The organism is Rhodococcus mengyinensis, assembly GCF_048381435.1.
GTDB classification, from domain to species: Bacteria; Actinomycetota; Actinomycetes; order Mycobacteriales; family Mycobacteriaceae; genus Rhodococcus_F; species Rhodococcus_F opacus_D.
In genome coordinates, this window is sequence record NZ_JBLWIT010000115.1 from 89,644 (window position 1) to 107,390 (window position 17,747).

15 protein-coding genes are annotated in these 17,747 nt (G+C 68.1%); 6 read left to right on the forward strand and 9 right to left on the reverse strand.

Annotated elements, in window-relative coordinates; translation table 11 throughout:
- Nucleotides 1-21 precede the first annotated feature (21 nt).
- Nucleotides 22-276: a hypothetical protein gene (locus ACNJ7E_RS25070; protein ID WP_418341238.1), complete on the forward strand. Its 255-nt coding sequence runs from the start codon at nucleotides 22-24 to the stop codon at nucleotides 274-276.
- Here ACNJ7E_RS25070 and ACNJ7E_RS25075 read toward each other — a convergent pair.
- Both ACNJ7E_RS25075 and ACNJ7E_RS25080 read right to left on the reverse strand, forming a co-directional pair.
- Nucleotides 240-1,472, reverse strand: a complete 1,233-nt coding sequence (locus tag ACNJ7E_RS25075; RefSeq protein ID WP_283331923.1) for an aminotransferase family protein — start codon at nucleotides 1,470-1,472, stop codon at nucleotides 240-242. The genes ACNJ7E_RS25070 and ACNJ7E_RS25075 overlap by 37 nt on opposite strands.
- Before the next feature lie 63 nt (nucleotides 1,473-1,535).
- Nucleotides 1,536-2,900, reverse strand: coding sequence for an MFS transporter (locus ACNJ7E_RS25080; RefSeq protein WP_280783294.1), 1,365 nt, complete (start codon nucleotides 2,898-2,900; stop codon nucleotides 1,536-1,538).
- A gap of 156 nt (nucleotides 2,901-3,056) precedes the next feature.
- Between ACNJ7E_RS25080 and ACNJ7E_RS25085 the strand changes: the two genes are divergently transcribed.
- Complete coding sequence (locus ACNJ7E_RS25085; protein WP_280783293.1) at nucleotides 3,057-3,440, forward strand: VOC family protein; 384 nt, start codon at nucleotides 3,057-3,059, stop codon at nucleotides 3,438-3,440.
- Here ACNJ7E_RS25085 and ACNJ7E_RS25090 read toward each other — a convergent pair.
- Together ACNJ7E_RS25090 and ACNJ7E_RS25095 are read right to left on the reverse strand one after the other, a co-directional pair.
- Complete coding sequence (locus ACNJ7E_RS25090; RefSeq protein WP_418341212.1) at nucleotides 3,402-4,481, reverse strand: alpha/beta fold hydrolase; 1,080 nt, start codon at nucleotides 4,479-4,481, stop codon at nucleotides 3,402-3,404. The genes ACNJ7E_RS25085 and ACNJ7E_RS25090 overlap by 39 nt on opposite strands.
- A 97-nt stretch (nucleotides 4,482-4,578) precedes the next feature.
- Nucleotides 4,579-5,223, reverse strand: a complete 645-nt coding sequence (locus ACNJ7E_RS25095) for a Pr6Pr family membrane protein (protein ID WP_283353137.1) — start codon at nucleotides 5,221-5,223, stop codon at nucleotides 4,579-4,581.
- A 70-nt stretch (nucleotides 5,224-5,293) separates the two neighbouring features.
- On the opposite strand from ACNJ7E_RS25095, the gene hrpA reads away from it, so the two are divergent.
- Nucleotides 5,294-9,184 carry an ATP-dependent RNA helicase HrpA gene (hrpA, locus tag ACNJ7E_RS25100; RefSeq protein ID WP_418341213.1) on the forward strand — a complete coding sequence of 1,297 codons (3,891 nt, stop codon included), beginning with the start codon at nucleotides 5,294-5,296 and terminating at the stop codon, nucleotides 9,182-9,184.
- Nucleotides 9,185-9,222: 38 nt separating this feature from the next.
- Here hrpA and nrdR read toward each other — a convergent pair whose 3' ends face one another.
- Both nrdR and ACNJ7E_RS25110 read right to left on the reverse strand, forming a co-directional pair.
- Nucleotides 9,223-9,687 carry a transcriptional regulator NrdR gene (nrdR, locus tag ACNJ7E_RS25105; protein ID WP_015890458.1) on the reverse strand — a complete coding sequence of 155 codons (465 nt, stop codon included), beginning with the start codon at nucleotides 9,685-9,687 and terminating at the stop codon, nucleotides 9,223-9,225.
- Between the two features lie 180 nt (nucleotides 9,688-9,867).
- A complete protein-coding gene (locus ACNJ7E_RS25110; protein WP_280783290.1) occupies nucleotides 9,868-10,365 on the reverse strand; it encodes a LysM peptidoglycan-binding domain-containing protein in 498 nt (165 codons plus the stop codon).
- A gap of 291 nt (nucleotides 10,366-10,656) precedes the next feature.
- On the opposite strand from ACNJ7E_RS25110, the gene lexA reads away from it, so the two are divergent.
- Nucleotides 10,657-11,388, forward strand: a complete 732-nt coding sequence (lexA, locus tag ACNJ7E_RS25115; RefSeq protein ID WP_009480043.1) for a transcriptional repressor LexA — start codon at nucleotides 10,657-10,659, stop codon at nucleotides 11,386-11,388.
- 88 nt (nucleotides 11,389-11,476) lie between these two features.
- Here the strand turns inward: lexA and ACNJ7E_RS25120 are convergent, their stop codons facing one another.
- The 3 genes from ACNJ7E_RS25120 to ptsP form a co-directional block, all read right to left on the reverse strand.
- Nucleotides 11,477-12,619: an acyl-CoA dehydrogenase family protein gene (locus tag ACNJ7E_RS25120; RefSeq protein WP_418341214.1), complete on the reverse strand. Its 1,143-nt coding sequence runs from the start codon at nucleotides 12,617-12,619 to the stop codon at nucleotides 11,477-11,479.
- 111 nt (nucleotides 12,620-12,730) lie between these two features.
- Nucleotides 12,731-14,059: a uracil-xanthine permease family protein gene (locus ACNJ7E_RS25125; RefSeq protein WP_418341215.1), complete on the reverse strand. Its 1,329-nt coding sequence runs from the start codon at nucleotides 14,057-14,059 to the stop codon at nucleotides 12,731-12,733.
- A 69-nt stretch (nucleotides 14,060-14,128) separates the two neighbouring features.
- Nucleotides 14,129-15,799, reverse strand: a complete 1,671-nt coding sequence (gene ptsP / locus ACNJ7E_RS25130) for a phosphoenolpyruvate--protein phosphotransferase (protein WP_105414561.1) — start codon at nucleotides 15,797-15,799, stop codon at nucleotides 14,129-14,131.
- A gap of 197 nt (nucleotides 15,800-15,996) precedes the next feature.
- Here ptsP and ACNJ7E_RS25135 point away from each other — a divergent pair, with 197 nt between their 5' ends.
- Complete coding sequence (locus tag ACNJ7E_RS25135) at nucleotides 15,997-16,764, forward strand: DeoR/GlpR family DNA-binding transcription regulator (protein WP_105414635.1); 768 nt, start codon at nucleotides 15,997-15,999, stop codon at nucleotides 16,762-16,764.
- Complete coding sequence (gene pfkB / locus ACNJ7E_RS25140) at nucleotides 16,761-17,741, forward strand: 1-phosphofructokinase (RefSeq protein WP_280783287.1); 981 nt, start codon at nucleotides 16,761-16,763, stop codon at nucleotides 17,739-17,741. The genes ACNJ7E_RS25135 and pfkB overlap by 4 nt, the downstream gene beginning before the upstream one ends.
- Nucleotides 17,742-17,747: the final 6 nt, after the last annotated feature.

Here is a 17,747-nt window from a genome sequence, read left to right on the forward strand (position 1 = left end):
AAACTTCTCGGACTCGCCGGTGTGGTGGGTGTCGCCGCGACCGGGGTTGTCGCGGTGCGCGCGGATCGGCACCGCAAGGCGTACACGCCCGACGAGGTCCGGGCGCGTCTCCACGAGCGCTACACCCGCGCGTACGCGGTGCACGACGGGCAGAAGGAGATCGACCTGACCCCGCCCACCTGGCGGGACCGGGTCACCGGTGCCCTGCGCCGCCTCCGCAGGCGGGGCACCGGGACCGATCAGCCCAGGGCCCGGCGGATTCCGTCCGCGAGCTGAGCGACCTGCCCGTCCGTCATCACGAACGCCGGCGAGATCTGCATGGCACCCTGACCGGCCGCGCGCCCCGAGATCCCGTGTTCGCGCAACGTGTTCACGAACGGGAGCGCTTCCGCCGGATCGGCCAGCTGCACCGCCGCGACCGCACCGAGACCGCTGCGTACTTCCTCGACGCGCGGATGGTCGGCGAGGGGCGCGAGGTGCTCGTGCAGTGACGACTCGAGCCGCTTCGACTCCGCCAGCAGATTCTCGCGCTCGATGATGTCGAGGTTGGCGAGTGCCGCCGCGGCGGCACCCGCATGCCCACCGTAGGTGTAGCCGTGCCGCCACCAGACCCCGCCGGCGAAGAACGGCTCGGCCACGCGCGGGGCGATGAACACCGCACCCATCGGGACGTACCCGGAGGTGAGGCCCTTCGCCGTCGTCATCATGTCGGGCTGCAGGTCGAATCGCGTCGACGCGAACCACTCGCCGCCGATGCGGCCGAATCCCGTGACCACTTCGTCGACGACGAACAGGATGTCGTGCTCGCGGCAGATGTCGCGGACCTCCGCGAGATAGCCCTCCGGCGGCAGGTATACGCCGCCCGCGCCGATGACGGGCTCGCAGAAGAACGCGGCGATCGTGTCGGCGCCGATCTTCTCGATCAGTTCGAGCAGGCTCTTGGCGTCGTTCCAGGCGACCGTGGCGGCGTCCGCCATCAACTCGCCGTAACCCTCGCGGTTGGCGGGGATTCCCGCCAGCGCGGTGCCCGCCACATGCATCCCGTGATAGGCCTTCTGGCGGCCGACCACGATCGTCTTGGACGGCTTGCCCATCTCGTGCCAGTAGCGGCGGGCGAGCTTGGCTGCCGTGTCCACGGAATCCGAACCACCGGATGTGAGGAAGATCTTGCTGCCGGGCACCGGCGCAATGGTCGCGAGACGATCGGCCAGGGCCGCGGTCGTCTCGGGGACGAAGTCACCGAAGTTCGAGAAGTGGGCCACGGTCCGCAACTGCTGCGCGACGGCGTCCGCGATCTCCGCACGGCCGTGCCCCACGTTGGTGAACCACAGACCTGCTGTCGCATCCAGGTATCGGTTGCCGCGATCGTCCCAGATGTAGGCGCCCTCGCCGCGGGACACCACGAAGGCGCCCTTCTGTTCCACCGCGCCCATGTCCGCGAATCCGTGCCACAGTGCCGACGCCATGCTCATCCCTTCGTGAAACCCCGCCCGAAGGCGACTATGCCACGACGCCCCACAGAGGATCGTGCCGCGTCACTTCTCCGCAAGGGCGGTGGGGTGTGGCTCGGTGTCGACTCCCGGAATCCCGCGACCGCGGATGGACGCGCCCGCCGTCTCGGCCACGAAGTACAGCGCGACGAGGCCGATCGCGCACGCGGCCATCATGTAGAACGCCGGCATGAGTGTGTTGCCGGTCCATTCGATGAGCAGTTCGTTGACCGCGGGGGCGGTGCCGCCGAACAGAGACGTCGACACGTTGTAGGCGATGGCGAAACCCGCGAACCGCACATGGGTCGGGAACATCGCCGGGAACGTCGCCGAAATCGTGGACAGCTGCAGGACGTACAGCAACCCGAGTACCGCGAACGCGAGGATCGCCCATCCGAAACCCTGACGCATCAGCAGGTACATCGGGACGGCGAGCACGATCAATCCCACGAGCGAGCCGTACCACAACGGTTTGCGGCCGACCCGGTCCGACAACCCGCCGGCGAACGGAATGACTGCCATCATCACGAGCTGCCCGACGATGAACAGGGACAGCGACGCGGTGGACGTCAGACCGATCTGTGTCTCCAGATATGTCGGCATGTAACTGAGCAGGGTGTAATTGGTGACGTTCAACGCGATGACGAGGCCGCCGAGCAGCAGCAACGGCTTCCAGTACTCGGTCACCAGATCCTTGAACTCGTGGGTCGGCGTCGACTCCACCTCGCCCTCCGCGTCCAGTTCCCGGAACACGGGGGTCTCCTCGAGCTTGGTCCGCAGGTAGAGGCCGATCAGACCCATCGGTCCGGCGATCAGGAACGGGATACGCCAGCCCCAGGTGGACATGAACGGATCGCTGGAGAACAACTCGACCGCCAGGACCACGATCGCACCCAGCGCATACCCGCCGAGCGTGCCGAACTCGAGGAAGCTTCCGCAGAAACCGCGCTTGCGGTCCGGCGAGTACTCGGCCATGAACGTTGCCGCGCCGCCGTATTCGCCGCCCGTCGAGAAGCCCTGGATCATGCGCAGCAGCACCAGCAGCAGGGGCGCCCAGAAACCGATGACGTCGTATCCCGGCACGAGGCCCACGCAGAACGTCGCACCCGCCATCAGGATGATCGTCAGTGCCAGAACCTGGCGGCGTCCGAGCCGGTCACCCAGCGGACCCCACACGAGGCCGCCGAGCGGTCGTACGACGAACGACACCGCGAACACGAGCAGGGCGTACAGGGTGGCCGAACCGGTGTCGCCGGGGAAGAACGTGGCCGAGATGTACGACACTGTGAACGCGTAGACGCCGTAGTCGAACCATTCGGTGGCGTTACCCATCGCCGACGCCGCGATCGCGCGACGGAGAACACCTGGTGGGAGGGTTTCCTGCTCGGCTGACGAACTCGCAGATGCCATGTGATCCCGTCTCCTCGGGCCGGTTTCGCGTTCACCCATTGTGGCCCGAGTGGCACGTGTTGTCGCGCGTTTGCCGGTTACAGACACGCTACGGAGGCGCGCCCGAGCCGTTCCCGTGACAGTGTGCGACCACCGTCGCGCGGGTATCCGCAGCCCATGACCAGCCGAATCATCGCCATCGCCGTCGACTGTCGTGACGCGGAAACACTGTCACGATTCTGGTGCGACGCCCTGGGCTATCCGTCGACCCGCCGATGGAAGGACTTGTACGGGCTCGAGTACGTCGAATCGAACGCACCGGGGTCCCCGTCACTGGTGTTTCAGCCCGTCGACGGCCCGAAGTCCGAGAAGAACCGCCTGCACCTCGACATCGCGCCGTCGTCCGGTACCCGCGACGAGGAGGTCCGGCGGCTCCTCTCGCTCGGCGCACGCCGGCTGAGCGACGACCCGAACGTTCCCTGGGTGGTCCTCGCAGACCCCGAGGGTAACGAATTCTGCGTGCTACCGGAACGTGGGGCCGACGACGGGACGACCACGTAGCCCTCGCCACCAGGCGGCGGGCCCGCCGTGGGCGACCCAGTGCCGTGCGTGGTCCACGTAATCCGTCGCCACCCGGACCCACTCACTCCAGGCACTCGGCGTGGGCAGGGTTTCGACCGAACGGGTCAGGAGACGATCGATCGCGTCCGAGACGAGTTCTGCGCGCTCCAACTGCACCATGTGCCCCGCACCGGGGACCTTCACCAGTTCCGCGTCGGGCAGATGCCCGGCGATCGCCTTCGAGTACCGGAAGGGGGTCAGGAGGTCGCGGTCGCCGCACACCACCAGCGTCTCGATGGGTGCGAGCAACGGCACCGCCGCCGTCTCGTCGTGATTCTTGAACGACGGCAGGAAGTCGACGAGGGTCTTGAGGGACGTGTCGTTGATCATCTGCTCGGAGTGCCACATGATCGCCGGGCTGATGCTGCGGTCACCGAACGACGCCGACCTCAGGATCGGCGCCAGCACCCTCTTGCTCGCGCCGCGACCGCCCTGGACGACCCGGGGCAGGTGCCGGGCCGCGGTGCTGAATCCGGCAACGACCGGCGTGTTGAGGGTCCGCGCGAGCCCCACGTCACCCAGCTTCTCCGCCGCGGTGGCGATCAGGCCCACCCCGACGACGCGGGACCCGATCAGATCGGGATGCTGTCCGACGTACGACAGGACCGCCATACCGCCCATCGAATGGCCGACCAGCACGATCGGCCCCTCGGGCACGAGCGCACGGATCACGGCGTCGACGTCCCGCGCGAGATGCGGGATGGTGCAGGTGTCGCGACGCGGGACCCCGGAGTCGCCGTGCCCCCGCAGGTCGAAGAACACCATGCGGATCGTCGAGCCCCACGCCTCCTCGAGCTGAACCCGCTGGAAGTGCCACCCGGTCATCCGATTGCAGAAGCCGTGGACGAACACCACCGTCAAGGGCGCGAACGCCGGACCCACCTCGCGCACCGCGAGGGGCACACCGTCGTCGGCCGCGACGACACTGCCGCGGTCGCGGCCGAGCAGGTCGAAGTTCTCGCCTGCGAACTCGTCGAACATAGTCTCCCAGCCGTTGCCGAAGTCACGGATGATCGCGCGGACGCCTGTCGTGTGGAGGATAGCGCGGTGCGCGAATCGTCTGCGCGCAGCTTCGCCGCTACCGGTCCTCGCCGTACCGCCGGCGCGCACCCAGACGTCCCACCGCGTTCACGGCGAGCGCCATCAACGCCATCGCCAGCAACAACACGACCGCCGTGACGGCGAGCTGGAGGTACCCCTGCTGTCGGGGGTCCAGGAACGGATACGGGTACCAGTCGACGATCGGACCCCGGATCAGGGAATAGGCGCCATACACGGCCGGGAAGACCAGCCAGCCGAGGCTCTGCGCCTCGGAGATCCGTACCCGGGACGGGGCCACCACCCAGTCGAGCAGCAGTACGAGCGGCAGCAGACGGTGCAGGGCCGTGTTGATCCAGGCGTCCTGCAGCATGACGTCGATGTTCGCCAGCAGCACCGCGTACACGATTCCGGTGATGACCATGTACAGCGTGGTCGCGCCGCGGAACAGCTGCCAGCCCCGCGACTGCGGATCCCGGATCGCGCCGACGAGCAGGACGACGGCGGCGAGGATGTTGCTCTCGATGGTGAAGTAGCTGAGGTAGTTGGCCAGGGAGAAGTCGTCGCTGCCGGCGCTGCGGAGGGGAATCCACAGCAACGCGATCAGACCGTAGACGGCGAAGACCGCCCGCAGAACCCGAACGATCCTCTGACCTCGCAGGTCCGTGACGACGGCAGCGCCCATCCGCCGATATTCGCACACGGGCGGGCGCGGCACAGGGCGATCCACCGGGTTGGCTAGGCTGGGGTCCAGCATGTCCACCACAGCACCCAGCCGGCGGGAACTGAAGAACAGCCTCGGCGAACTCACTCTGCGCGACGAACACCGGCTCCGCCGGCGACTCGACCGTGCGCGCACACCCGACGCACTCGCATCCCTGTCCGACGAGATCGCCGCCGCGCGCGGACGCATCGCACGAAGACTCGACAGCGTCCCTGTCATCGACTACCCCGACGCGCTGCCGGTCAGCCAGCGCCGCGACGACATCGCGAAGGCGATCGCCGAGAACCAGGTCGTCATCGTCGCCGGCGAGACGGGCTCGGGCAAGACGACGCAGATCCCGAAGATCTGCCTCGAACTCGGCCGCGGCGTCCGCGGCCTCATCGGACACACCCAGCCCCGCCGTCTCGCGGCGCGGACGGTTGCCGAACGCATCGCCGAGGAACTCCGCAGCGAACTCGGTGAGACCGTCGGCTACACCGTGCGATTCACCGACCAGGTGTCGGACGGCACGCTGGTGAAACTGATGACCGACGGAATCCTGCTCGCCGAGATTCAGCGCGACCGGATGCTGCGCCGGTACGACACGCTCATCATCGACGAGGCCCACGAACGCAGTCTCAACATCGACTTCATCCTCGGATACCTGCGACAGCTACTCCCCCGCCGGCCCGATCTGAAAGTGATCATCACCTCGGCCACGATCGATCCGGAACGCTTCGCGCAGCACTTCGCCACCGACGACGGGGTGCCCGCACCGATCGTCGAGGTGTCCGGACGCACCTTCCCCGTCGAGATGCGTTACCGCCCACTCACCGTGGAAGTGGGCGACCAGACCTTCGACCGCGACCCCGTCGACGCGGTGTGCGAGGCGGTCGAGGAATTGTCCGGCGAGGGCGACGGCGACATCCTGGTCTTCCTCTCCGGCGAACGGGAGATCCGCGACACTGCCGACGCGCTCCGCGACCGCAGACTGCGCGGCACCGAGATCGTGCCCCTGTACGCCCGGCTGTCGGCGGCCGAACAGCACAAGGTGTTCACGCCCCACACCGGGCGGAGGGTCGTGCTGTCGACGAACGTCGCGGAAACCTCCCTCACCGTGCCCGGCATCCGGTACGTCGTGGACCCGGGAACCGCCCGCATCTCCCGCTACTCGGTGCGCACCAAGGTGCAGCGCCTCCCCATCGAACCGATCTCGCAAGCGTCCGCCCGCCAGCGTTCCGGGCGTTGCGGCCGTGTGGCCGAGGGCATCTGCATCCGCCTCTACTCGGAAGAGGACTTCGAGGCGCGGCCCGCGTTCACCGAACCGGAGATCCTGCGCACCAACCTCGCGTCCGTCATCCTGCAGATGACGGCGCTCGGCCTCGGCGACATCGCCGCGTTCCCGTTTGTCCAGCCACCCGACCCGCGGGCCGTCCGCGACGGCATCGGCCTGCTCGAGGAACTCGGGGCGATCGAACGGAAAGCCCAGAACGAGCAACCCGTCCTCACCGCGGTCGGACGCGAACTCGCGCAGATCCCCGTCGATCCGCGCATGGCCCGGATGCTCGTCGAGGCACACCGGAACGGCTGCCTGTCCGAGGTGCTGGTCATCGTCTCGGCCCTCTCGATCCAGGACGTGCGGGAACGTCCCGCCGAATTCCAGCAGGCAGCGGACGAGAAGCACGCCCGGTTCACCGTGGAGAACTCCGACTTCCTCGCCTTCCTCGAACTGTGGAAATACCTGCGCGAGCAGCGGAACGAATTGTCGTCCAACCAGTTCCGCAAGATGTGCCGAAACGAATTCCTGCACTGGCTGCGCATCCGCGAATGGCAGGACCTGCACGGCCAGCTCCGGCAGATCACCCGTGGGCTGGGCTGGGACACCACCGATACCCCGGCCGGCGAGGCGGCGATCCACCAGTCCCTCCTCGCGGGACTGCTGTCGCACATCGGACTCCGCGAGGGTGACAAGCGAGACTTCCTCGGGGCCCGCGGAAGCCGATTCGCGGTCTTCCCCGGCTCGAGCCTGTTCAAGAAGCCCCCGCGATGGGTCATGGCCGCCGAACTGGTCGAAACGTCCCGGCTGTGGGCGCGCATGTCGGCCAGGATCGAACCCGAGTGGGCGGAGAAGCTGGCGCCGCACCTCGTGAAACGCACCTACTCCGAGCCGCACTGGTCGTCGAAGCGCGGCGCCGCCATGGCCTACGAACGCGTGACGCTGTACGGGATCCCGCTCGTCGCCCGGCGTGCGGTCACCTACAGCACCATCGACCCCGGGACGTCCCGGGACCTGTTCATCCGCCACGCTCTGGTGCAGGGCGAGTGGCAGACGCAGCACAAGTTCTTCCACGCCAACCGCGCACTCCTCGAAGACGTCGAGGAACTCGAGCACCGCGCCCGCAGGCGCGACATCCTCGTGGACGACGACACCCTCTACGACTTCTACGACCAGCGCGTCGGCCCGGAAGCGGTCTCCGCCCGGCATTTCGACTCCTGGTGGAAGGTCGCCCGCCGCAAGAACCCCGACCTGCTCACGTTCACCCAGGCGACGGTCGTCAACGCCGAGTCCGCAGCAGTACTCGGCGGCGAGTACCCCGACTCCTGGCGTCAGGGCGACATGCAGTTCCCCCTCACCTACCAGTTCGAGCCCGGCACCGAGGACGACGGCGTCACCGCCCGCATCCCGATTGCGCTGCTGGCGGGCCTGCGCCCGGTCGGCTTCGACTGGCTGGTCCCCGGCATGCGCGTCGAACTGGTCACCGCCCTGATCAAGACGCTCCCGAAGACCCTTCGCCGACAGGTGGTTCCGGCACCGGACTTCGCGGCCGCCGCGCTTTCCGCCGTGAAACCCCGCTCCGAACCGCTCACCGCGGCGATGGCCCGCGAGTTGTCGCGGCTCGGCGCCTGTCGCATCGATCCCAAGGACTTCGACGTCACCGCGCTCCCCGACCATCTGCGCATGACGTTCGCTGCCGTGGACGAGAAAGGTGCCGTCCTCGGCCGGGACAAGGATCTCGTGTCGCTGCGCAAGTCGCTCGCTCCCCGCGTCCAGGTGGAGGTGGCGAAGGCGGCGTCGAATTCGGAGCGGCCGCCCGCACTCACGTGGACCCCTGCCACCCTCGGTTCGCTCGAGGCCACCGTGACACGCGAACTGGGCGGCCAGAAGGTCACCGGCTACCCCGCCCTGGTCCCGGAGGGTGACGGTGTCGCCGTCCGCGTGCTCAGCACCGCGGCGGCGCAACGATCCGCAATGCGCGCCGGAACGCGCCGGCTGCTGCTCGCCGCCGTTCCCACCCAGGCGAAGACGGTCACATCGGGCCTGAGCAACGCACAGCGACTTGCGCTCGGGCAGAACCCCGACGGCAGCCTCGACGCCCTGATCGACGACTGCCGCAACGCCGCCGCGAACCAGTTGATCGCCGCACACGGCACGCCGGTGCGCACCCCTCAGGAGTTCGACGCCCTCGTGGCGACGGCGCGCGCCGAGATGGCCCGGAACGTGGCGGTCCTCCTACGACTGGTGTCGCCGGTACTCGAAGCCGACCATCGGCTCGCCGTCGTGCTGGAACGCGCGGCTGGTGAGGCCGCCGACGACGTGCGCGAACAGCGGCAGTCGCTGCTGTTTCCCGGATTCGTCGCCGACATCGGTGCCACTCGCCTCCGTGAACTGCCCCGCTACCTCGCCGCCGCGGCGGCCCGTCTCGAAGCTCTTCCCGGGAGCGCACCGCGCGACCAGAAGGGGATGGACGTTCTCGACCGGGTGTACGCCGGATACGAACGCATGCTCGCGGGCCTGCCGGAAGAACGACAGCACACACCCGAAGTCGACGCCATTCACTGGATGATCGAGGAACTGCGCGTCAGCCTGTTCGCTCAAACACTCGGGACACCGATCCCCGTGTCCGAGAAGCGCGTGATCAGTGCCATGGAGAAGGTGCGCTGACGCGCAAGGCCATGGAGAAGGTGCGGTGACGCCTCGGCTCAGGCGTCGTCGCGGGATTCGCGGTGTTCGCGTAGCTCTTTGATCTCGCGGGCGAAGTCCTCGGCGGAGCTGAAAGACCGGTACACGGACGCGAAGCGCAGGTACGCCACCTCGTCGAGATCACGAAGCGGACCGAGAATGGCGAGGCCCACCTCGTTGCTCGGGATCTCCGCAGAACCCGACGCCCGGACCGCGTCCTCGACCTGCTGGGCAAGAAGATTCAGGGCGTCGTTGTCTACCTGCCGGCCCTGGCAGGCGCGGCGCACTCCCCGCACCACTTTCTCCCGGCTGAACGGTTCGGTGACACCACTGCGCTTGACCACCGACAGCACGGCCGTCTCGACGGTGGTGAATCGGCGACCACACTCGGGGCACGAGCGGCGGCGACGGATGGCCTGTCCTTCGTCGGCTTCTCGCGAATCGACCACACGTGAATCGGGGTGCCGGCAGAACGGGCAGTGCATGGCGATTCCTTCGTCGTAGCCGTCGTGGCCGCAACTGTTCGCCTCCCCCGATGGCGAACCGACGAAAACGGATTCACGCAGCGGATGCACGATCTCGACGCGACCACACGAAGTGGTGGGACTGACAGCATCCGAGACTACTCGGCCGCCCTGGGGGACAGACATGCAGAGCCACCCCCGTCACCGGGTAGAGGACGACGGGACGATCAGACTCTGGCCCGGGTGGAGCGCCGAATTGGACATGGCGTTCAGCTCCATGATCCGCTCGACCATCTGTGCCACCGGCAATTCCGGGGAGATCCGCGCCGCGAGCGCTGCCAGGCTCTCCCCCTGCTGCACCTGCACGACCTCCGTGGCCGCCGAATTGCTCACACCGTCGGTCGTGGCCAGCTGAGCCACCCCGACGAGCCCGCACAACACACCCGCCGTGATCACGACACTCGCGAGCACCATCCGCCAGCCGACGTCGTTCGCCCCGCGCGCGTGATCGGCACGGGAGACACCGGTGTGGGTGGGCCGGTACGCGACGGCGCCGGACGACGGGCGCCGCAGCTCGCCGTCGGTGCGCCGGCGGCGCGGCTCGGTCCGGTACGACCGTGCGGCCCCGGACCGGACGACACCCCGTTCGAGGGCCTGCCGGTTCAGCACTGCCTGCCGATGGAGAACTGCGTTGCTCATCGGTACCTCCGCTGCTCGTATCCGTTGTCAGATCCGTTGTCGTCAGATCCGTTGTCGTATCCGCTACCGACCCGGTCGGCGTCCGATCTCTCCGGGCGTTCGATCACGCGTTCGAAAGAACACATGTTCGATTTCTACCACGGCACTCCGACAATGTCTCTACTTCTCGCGACACGTGTCGAACAGATGTTTGAAACTCCGAGGAAAGCGGGATAGATTCGTGTCACGCGGCACAGCAGTCACATGCGACCCATACCGAGAAGATCCACATACAGACGGAGGCACCTCGCCATGAAGGACGACAGCTCGACCGACGGTTCGACTCCACGTGTGAGCGGTGGCTCCGCCGCCGGGTTGACCGACCGGCAGCGCCGTGTCCTCGAGGTGATTCGCACGTCCGTCAACGAGCGCGGATATCCGCCGAGCATCCGCGAGATCGGCGACGCCGTGGGGCTCACCTCCACGTCGTCCGTCGCTCATCAACTGCGCACGCTGGAGCGGAAGGGCTTCCTCCGCCGGGATCCCAATCGTCCCCGCGCCGTGGACGTGCGCGGCCTCGACGAGGTGGCGGCGGGAGCCGCGGCGAACGCGAGCGCCGCAGTCGGGTTGGCCGCGGTCAAGTCCGGCGCCGACGGCGCACCCCTGCCGGAACCCACGTTCGTCCCGGTCCTCGGCCGGATCGCGGCCGGTGGCCCGATCCTCGCCGAGGAAGCAGTCGAGGACGTGTTCCCGCTCCCCCGCGAACTGGTGGGCCAGGGCTCGCTGTTCCTGCTCAAGGTCGTCGGCGAATCGATGATCGATGCCGCGATCTGCGACGGCGACTGGGTAGTGGTCCGTCAGCAGAACGTGGCGGAGAACGGAGACATCGTGGCAGCGATGATCGACGGCGAAGCAACCGTCAAGACGTTCAAACGCACCGAGAACGAGGTGTGGCTGATGCCGCACAATCCGCTGTTCGATCCGATCCCCGGCAACGACGCGGTCATTCTGGGCAAGGTCGTCACGGTCATGCGCAAGATCTAGTCACCGCCGCGCGGAGACACGAGGAGGCCCCACGGCGATTGCCGTGGGGCCTTCTCGCATCCACCCCGGATACGCAGGTCGCGCCTCGTCAGAGATTGAGGCCGCGACCGATGATTTCCTTCATGATCTCGGTGGTACCGCCGTAGATGGTCTGGACACGAGAATCCATGTAGGCCTTGGCAATCGGGTACTCCTTCATGTATCCGTAGCCGCCGTGCAGCTGCAGGCACCGGTCGATCAGCCGGACCTGCGCCTCGGTGGTCCACCACTTGGCCATCGCCGCTTCCTGCACCGACAGCTTCTCGTCGTTGAGCAGTTCGATGAACTTGTCGACGAGCACTCGGACGGCCGTTGCCTCGGTGGCGAGTTCGGCGAGCACGAAGCGGGTGTTCTGGAAGCTGCCGATCGACTTGCCGAACGCCTTCCGGTCGCGGCAGTACTGGATCGTCATGTCGAGTGCCGATTCCATTGCGGCCGCGGCCACCACGGCGATCGACAGCCGCTCCTGGGGAAGGTTCTTCATCAGGTAGAGGAAGCCCATCCCCTCCTCACCGAGGAGGTTGGCGGCGGGAACGCGGACGTCGGTGAAGCTGAGCTCCGCGGTGTCCTGCGCCTTCATCCCGATCTTGTCGAGATTGCGGCCGCGTTCGAAGCCCGGCATGTCCCGTTCGACGACCAGGAGGCTGAATCCCTGCGCCCCCTTGTCGGGATCGGTACACGCGACGACGATCACGAGGTCGGCGTTGATGCCGTTGGTGATGAACGTCTTGGAACCGTTGAGGACCCAGTCGTCGCCGTCGCGCACGGCGCGCGTCTTGATGCCCTGCAGGTCGCTGCCGGTGCCCGGTTCGGTCATCGCGATGGCGGTGATCAGCTCGCCCGACGCGAAGCCGGGCAGCCAACGCTGCTTCTGCTCCTCGTTGCTCAGTTCGAGCAGGTACGGCGCGACGACGTCATTGTGCAAGGTGAAGCCGATGCCGCTGTACCCGCCGCGGGTGGTCTCCTCGGTGATTATCGCGTTGTACCGGAAGTCGCGCACGCCGCCGCCGCCGAATTCCTCCGGTACGGCCATGCCGAGGAAGCCCTGCTTGCCGGCCTCGACCCACAGGCTGCGGTCGACGATGTTCTGCTCTTCCCACTTGGTGTGGTTCGGCTCGGCGTGCTGTGCGAGAAACTTGCGGTACGACTCCCGGAACAGTTCGTGCTCCGGTTCGAACAGGGTGCGCTCCACGCCGACTCCTCGTATCAACTATCTGGGTACGTCTCGTTCGACGGTAGAGGCGAGGAACTCCGTGGTGAATGACCCAGGTGATCGGGATTCGTGACCCATCCGGTCACCGTGTCAGGGCTTGCGGAACCGCGCGAGCGAGCGCATCACCGGATAGGCGACGAGGATGCCGACCGAACCCCACGCGATGCCACCGAGTTCCACGGATCCGATCGTCAGCGTCAGGTCGCCGATGCCGGCGACGAGCGCCGCAGCGACCACGGTGAGGTTCACGGGGTCGGTGAAGTCCACCTCGGCGTCCATCCAGATGCGCACACCGAGGACGCCGATCAGTCCGTACAGCACGAGGGTTGCGCCGCCGATGACACCGTTCGGCACCGTGAACACGAGGGCACCGAACTTCGGTGAGAACGCGAGAACCACGGCGGTGGCGGCCGCGACCCAGTAGGCGGCGGTGGAGTACACCCGCGTCGCGGCCATGACTCCGATGTTCTCGGCGTACGTGGTGGTTCCGGAGCCGCCGCCGAATCCGGCGAGGGTGGTGGCCAATCCGTCCGCGACGAGGGCGTCGCCGGCGACGTCGTCGAGCGACCGACCCGTCATGGCCGACACCGCCTTGACGTGGCCGACGTTCTCGGCGATCAGGACGATGACCACCGGCAGGGTCAGCGCGATCACGGACCATTCGAACGTCGGTCCCCGCAGTTCGGGCACGCCGAACCAGGCCGCCTCCCGCAGCGCCGTCACCCGCTCCTCGGCGAGCCCGCCGATCACGGCGGCGAACACCCAGCCGACGACGACACCGACGAGAATGCCGAGACGGCCCAGCAGTCCCGGACCGAGCACGGTCACGAGCAGGATCGCCAGCAGGGTCACCCCGGCGATCAGCGGTTGCGATTCGAACGAATCCACCGCAGTGGGTGCGAGATTGAGCCCGATCAACGCGACCACGGCGCCGGTGACGACCGGGGGCATGACGGCGTCGATGACTCGCGATCCGGCCAGCTTCACTGCGATGCCCACCACGAGCAGCAACACACCCGCAGCGGCGACACCGCCGAGTTGCGCGGCGGGACCCGAACTCTGCGACGCCGTCAGCGGCGCGATGAACGCGAACGACGATCCGAGATAGCTGGGGATGCGGCCGCGGGTGATGAGCAGGAACAGGGCCGTCCCGATACCCGAGAACAGCAGTGTCGTCGTGACCGGGAACCCGGTGATGGTCGGCACCAGGAGGGTGGCGCCGAACATCGCGATGACGTGCTGCATCCCGATTCCGACCGTGCGCGGCCAGGTGAGGCGCTCGCCGGGAGCGACCACCTCGCCCTCACCGATCCGCCTGCCGTCACCGTGCAGCGTCCACCCGAACGCCCGCGTGGGGGTGGACGGGCCGGCTGAGCCGCCGGCCGGACCGTCGGGGGCGTCGGTTTCTCTTTTCGTCACAGTTCGCCAATAGTAGGCACGATCTGGGAGTTTCGCGCCTTCGGGACCGGATCCCGCAGCACACCGGGGCTACGCGCCCAGCACCCGGACCGCCGCGGCACGCGCCTCCGCAGGATCGCTCGTGGCGAGCACGTCCTCGGCGGCACGACGGCAGTCGTCCAGCGAGACCGATCCCACCTTCGCACCCACACCGGATACGGCGGCACCCGCGCAGGACAGCGACGTGACCCCGAGTCCGATCAGCACGCAGGCGAGCAGCGGGTCGGCGGCCGCCTCGCCGCAGACGCCGACCGGTTTGCCTGCCGCGATGCCCGCCGCGGCCGTGCGGGCGACGAGCGCGAGGACCGCCGGCTGCCAGGGATCGGTGAGCGATGCCAGGTCGGAGGACATCCGGTCGGCGGCCATCGTGTACTGCGCGAGGTCGTTCGTGCCGATGGACAGGAAGTCGACGTGGCGCAGAAGACGGTCGGCCAGGAGCGCGGCGGCCGGTACCTCGACCATCACGCCGGGCACGAGTCCGCGAGCCCGGACCTCCGCCGCGAAGGATTCGGCCTCGGCGGGAGTCGAGATCATCGGCGCCATCACCCACGGCTGCGACTGCGTCTGCTTCGCCGCGGCGGCGACGGCGTCGAGTTGCCTGCTGAGGATGCCCGGATTCTGTTCGGCGATCCGGATTCCGCGGACCCCGAGTGCCGGGTTCGCCTCTTCGGCGTGGTTGGCGAAGCGCAGCGGCTTGTCCGAACCCGCGTCGAGCGTCCGGATCACCACTTTCCGGCCGGCGAACGCGTCGAGCACCTCGCCGTAGATCTCGGCCTGCTCGTCGACGCCGGGCTCGGAATCGCGGTCCAGGAAGCACAACTCGGTGCGGAACAGTCCGACGCCCTCGGCGGCGGTCGTGGCGGCCGACCGCGCACCGGCCCCGTCCTGAACATTGGCCAGAATCGACACGGAATGTCCGTCGCTCGTGCGGCCGGGCCCCTCCCACGACTGGATGCGGATCCGTTCGGCGCGGCCGTGTTCCACGGCGGCGCGGGCCTCCACGGGGTCCGGTTCGACGACGAGTTCGCCAGCCGAGCCGTCGAGGAGGACGGGGGTGCCCGCGACGACGGATTCGAGGTCACGCACCGCGACCACACACGGAATGCCCAGCTGCCGCGAGATGATCGCGGTGTGGCTGGTGGGGCCGCCGAGGACGGTCACGAGTCCGACGATCAGCTCGGGATCTAGACCGGCGGTGTCGGCGGGTGCGAGGTCCTGGGCACACAGGATCGACGGTGTCGTGGGCACGGGGATGCCGGGTTCGGGCAGACCGAGGAGTTCGGACACCACGCGGTCCCGGATGTCGCGCAGGTCGGTCACCCGTTCGGCCATCAGCCCGCCCATCTTGGTGAACAGGGTTGCGAACTGCTCGGTGGCCTCGGCCGCCGCTTCCTCGGCCGGGGTTCCACCGGCGATCAGCTTCTGCGCTGCACCGAGCCAGCCGCGATCGGCGGCCATCGCCGCGTTCGCCTGCAGCACCTCTGCCGCGGCGCCGGACACGCTCGCCGCGCGGTCGCGGAGTCGTTGCGACACCACGGCGGCCGCTTCCTCGAATCGGACCTTCTCCGCGTCGCGCGACACCTCGTCGATCCGGGCCGAACCGGGCGCGACCTCCGGCCGCGGAGCCGGCCAGATCACCGGCGCGTAGGCAATGCCCGGTACCACCGGTGTACCTCGCACGATTTCACGGTTTTCGGTCATCGGGTCCTCCTGGCCGGTTCGTTCTGTCTTCGCACAGTCGGAAATGCGAATCGACTATGTGACGGAGATTACTCTCAACTCTTGACATGTCAACACACTCGGGCGTAAAACAACATGACACAACATTTCGTGTGATGCAGACCATAACGGATAGCGTCACCGAATACTTCATCGACGAGAACAGGAACGGGGTCACGGTGTATCCGGAAGAACGCCAGCAAGCGGTCACCACGCTGATCTCGCAGCGGGGACGCATGTCGGTCGCGGACCTCTCCGACACGTTCGGCGTCACCACCGAGACCGTGCGACGTGACCTCGCGCTACTCGAGCGTCTCGGCCACGTCCGCCGCGTGCACGGCGGCGCGGTGCCCGCGGGGTCCCTCACCGTCACCGAGCCCGGCATGACGGAGCGCGATCACACCCGCGCCGAGCAGAAGGACCGGATCGCCAAGCGCGCCGCCACCTACCTGCCGCCGTCCGGTGGCAGCGTGCTGTTCGACGCGGGAACCACGACGGGGCGCATCATCCCGGAACTCCCGTCCGATCTGGACCTCACCGTGATCACCAACTCGGTGCCGATCGCCGCCCGGCTCGCGGGACTCAATTCGGTGACGCTCCACATGCTGGGCGGCCGGGTGCGCGGCATCACGCAGGCCGCCGTCGGCGAGGAGGCGCTGCGCATCCTCGATGTCCTCCGCGTCGACGTCGCGTTCATCGGCACCAACGCGCTCAGCGTCGGCCACGGCCTGTCCACACCGGACACCGAGGAGGCCGCGGTCAAGCGCGCGATGGTCCGGTGCGCCAACCACGTCGTCGTGGTCGCCGACTCGTCGAAGGTCGGCCGCGAGCACCTCGTGAGCTTCGCCCCCATCCACAGCGTCGACATCCTCGTCACCGACGCCGACATCAGTTCCGCAGACCGAGCCCACTTCCACGACCAGGGAATCGAGGTGGTGATCGCATGATCGTCACGCTGACCGCCAATCCGAGCATCGACCGCACCGTCAACCTGGTGGGGCGCCTCGAACGAGGAACCGTCCTGCGCGCGGCCGCCACCCACAGCGACCCCGGCGGCAAAGGCGTCAACGTCGCCCGCGCACTCACCTCGGCCGGTGTCGCCGCTGTCGCCGTACTCCCCGGCAACGAGGGCGATCCCCTGCTCACCGCCCTGTCCGAGCACGGGATCGAGCACGTGACCGTGGCGACGTCCGGTCCGGCGCGCACCAACATCACCATCACCGAACCGGACGGCACCACCACCAAGGTCAACGAACCCGGCGTCGCGATGTCGGCCGAGTCCCTCGCCGATCTGCAGTCGGAGATCATCGAGCGCGGGTCCCGGGCCGAATGGGTGGTGCTGTCCGGGTCGCTTCCCCCGGGCATTCCCACCGACTGGTACGCCACGCTCGTCGAGGCTTTGCGCTCGGCGCCGTGCAAGGTCGCCGTCGACACGTCGGACGCCCCGCTGCTCGCGCTCGCGGACAGGTTCCCCGCGGCCGCTCCCGACCTCGTGAAACCGAACAGCGAGGAACTCGCGCAGCTCACGGGCGCCGACGGGCAGCTGCTCGAGGCGTCCGCGCTGCGCGGGGACCCGACGGCCACCGCCCATGCCGGCAGGCAACTCGTGGACCGCGGGGTCGAAGCCGTCCTCGCCACGCTCGGCGCCGCGGGTGCGGTTCTCGTGACCGAGGCCGGCGCCTGGTGGGCCACGCCACCACCGATCGTCGCCCGCAGCACCGTCGGCGCCGGCGACTCGTCGCTGGCGGGTTACCTGTCAGCGCACATGTCCGGTGCAACGCCCGCGGACTGCCTCCGATCCGCCGTCGCCTACGGCAGCGCAGCGGCAGCCCTCCCCGGCACCACCCTGCCGACCCCCGAACACGTCGACATCGACGCCGTCACCGTCACCGCCCTCAGCTCCCCCGCCCCCGATCCGGCCTGAACCAGA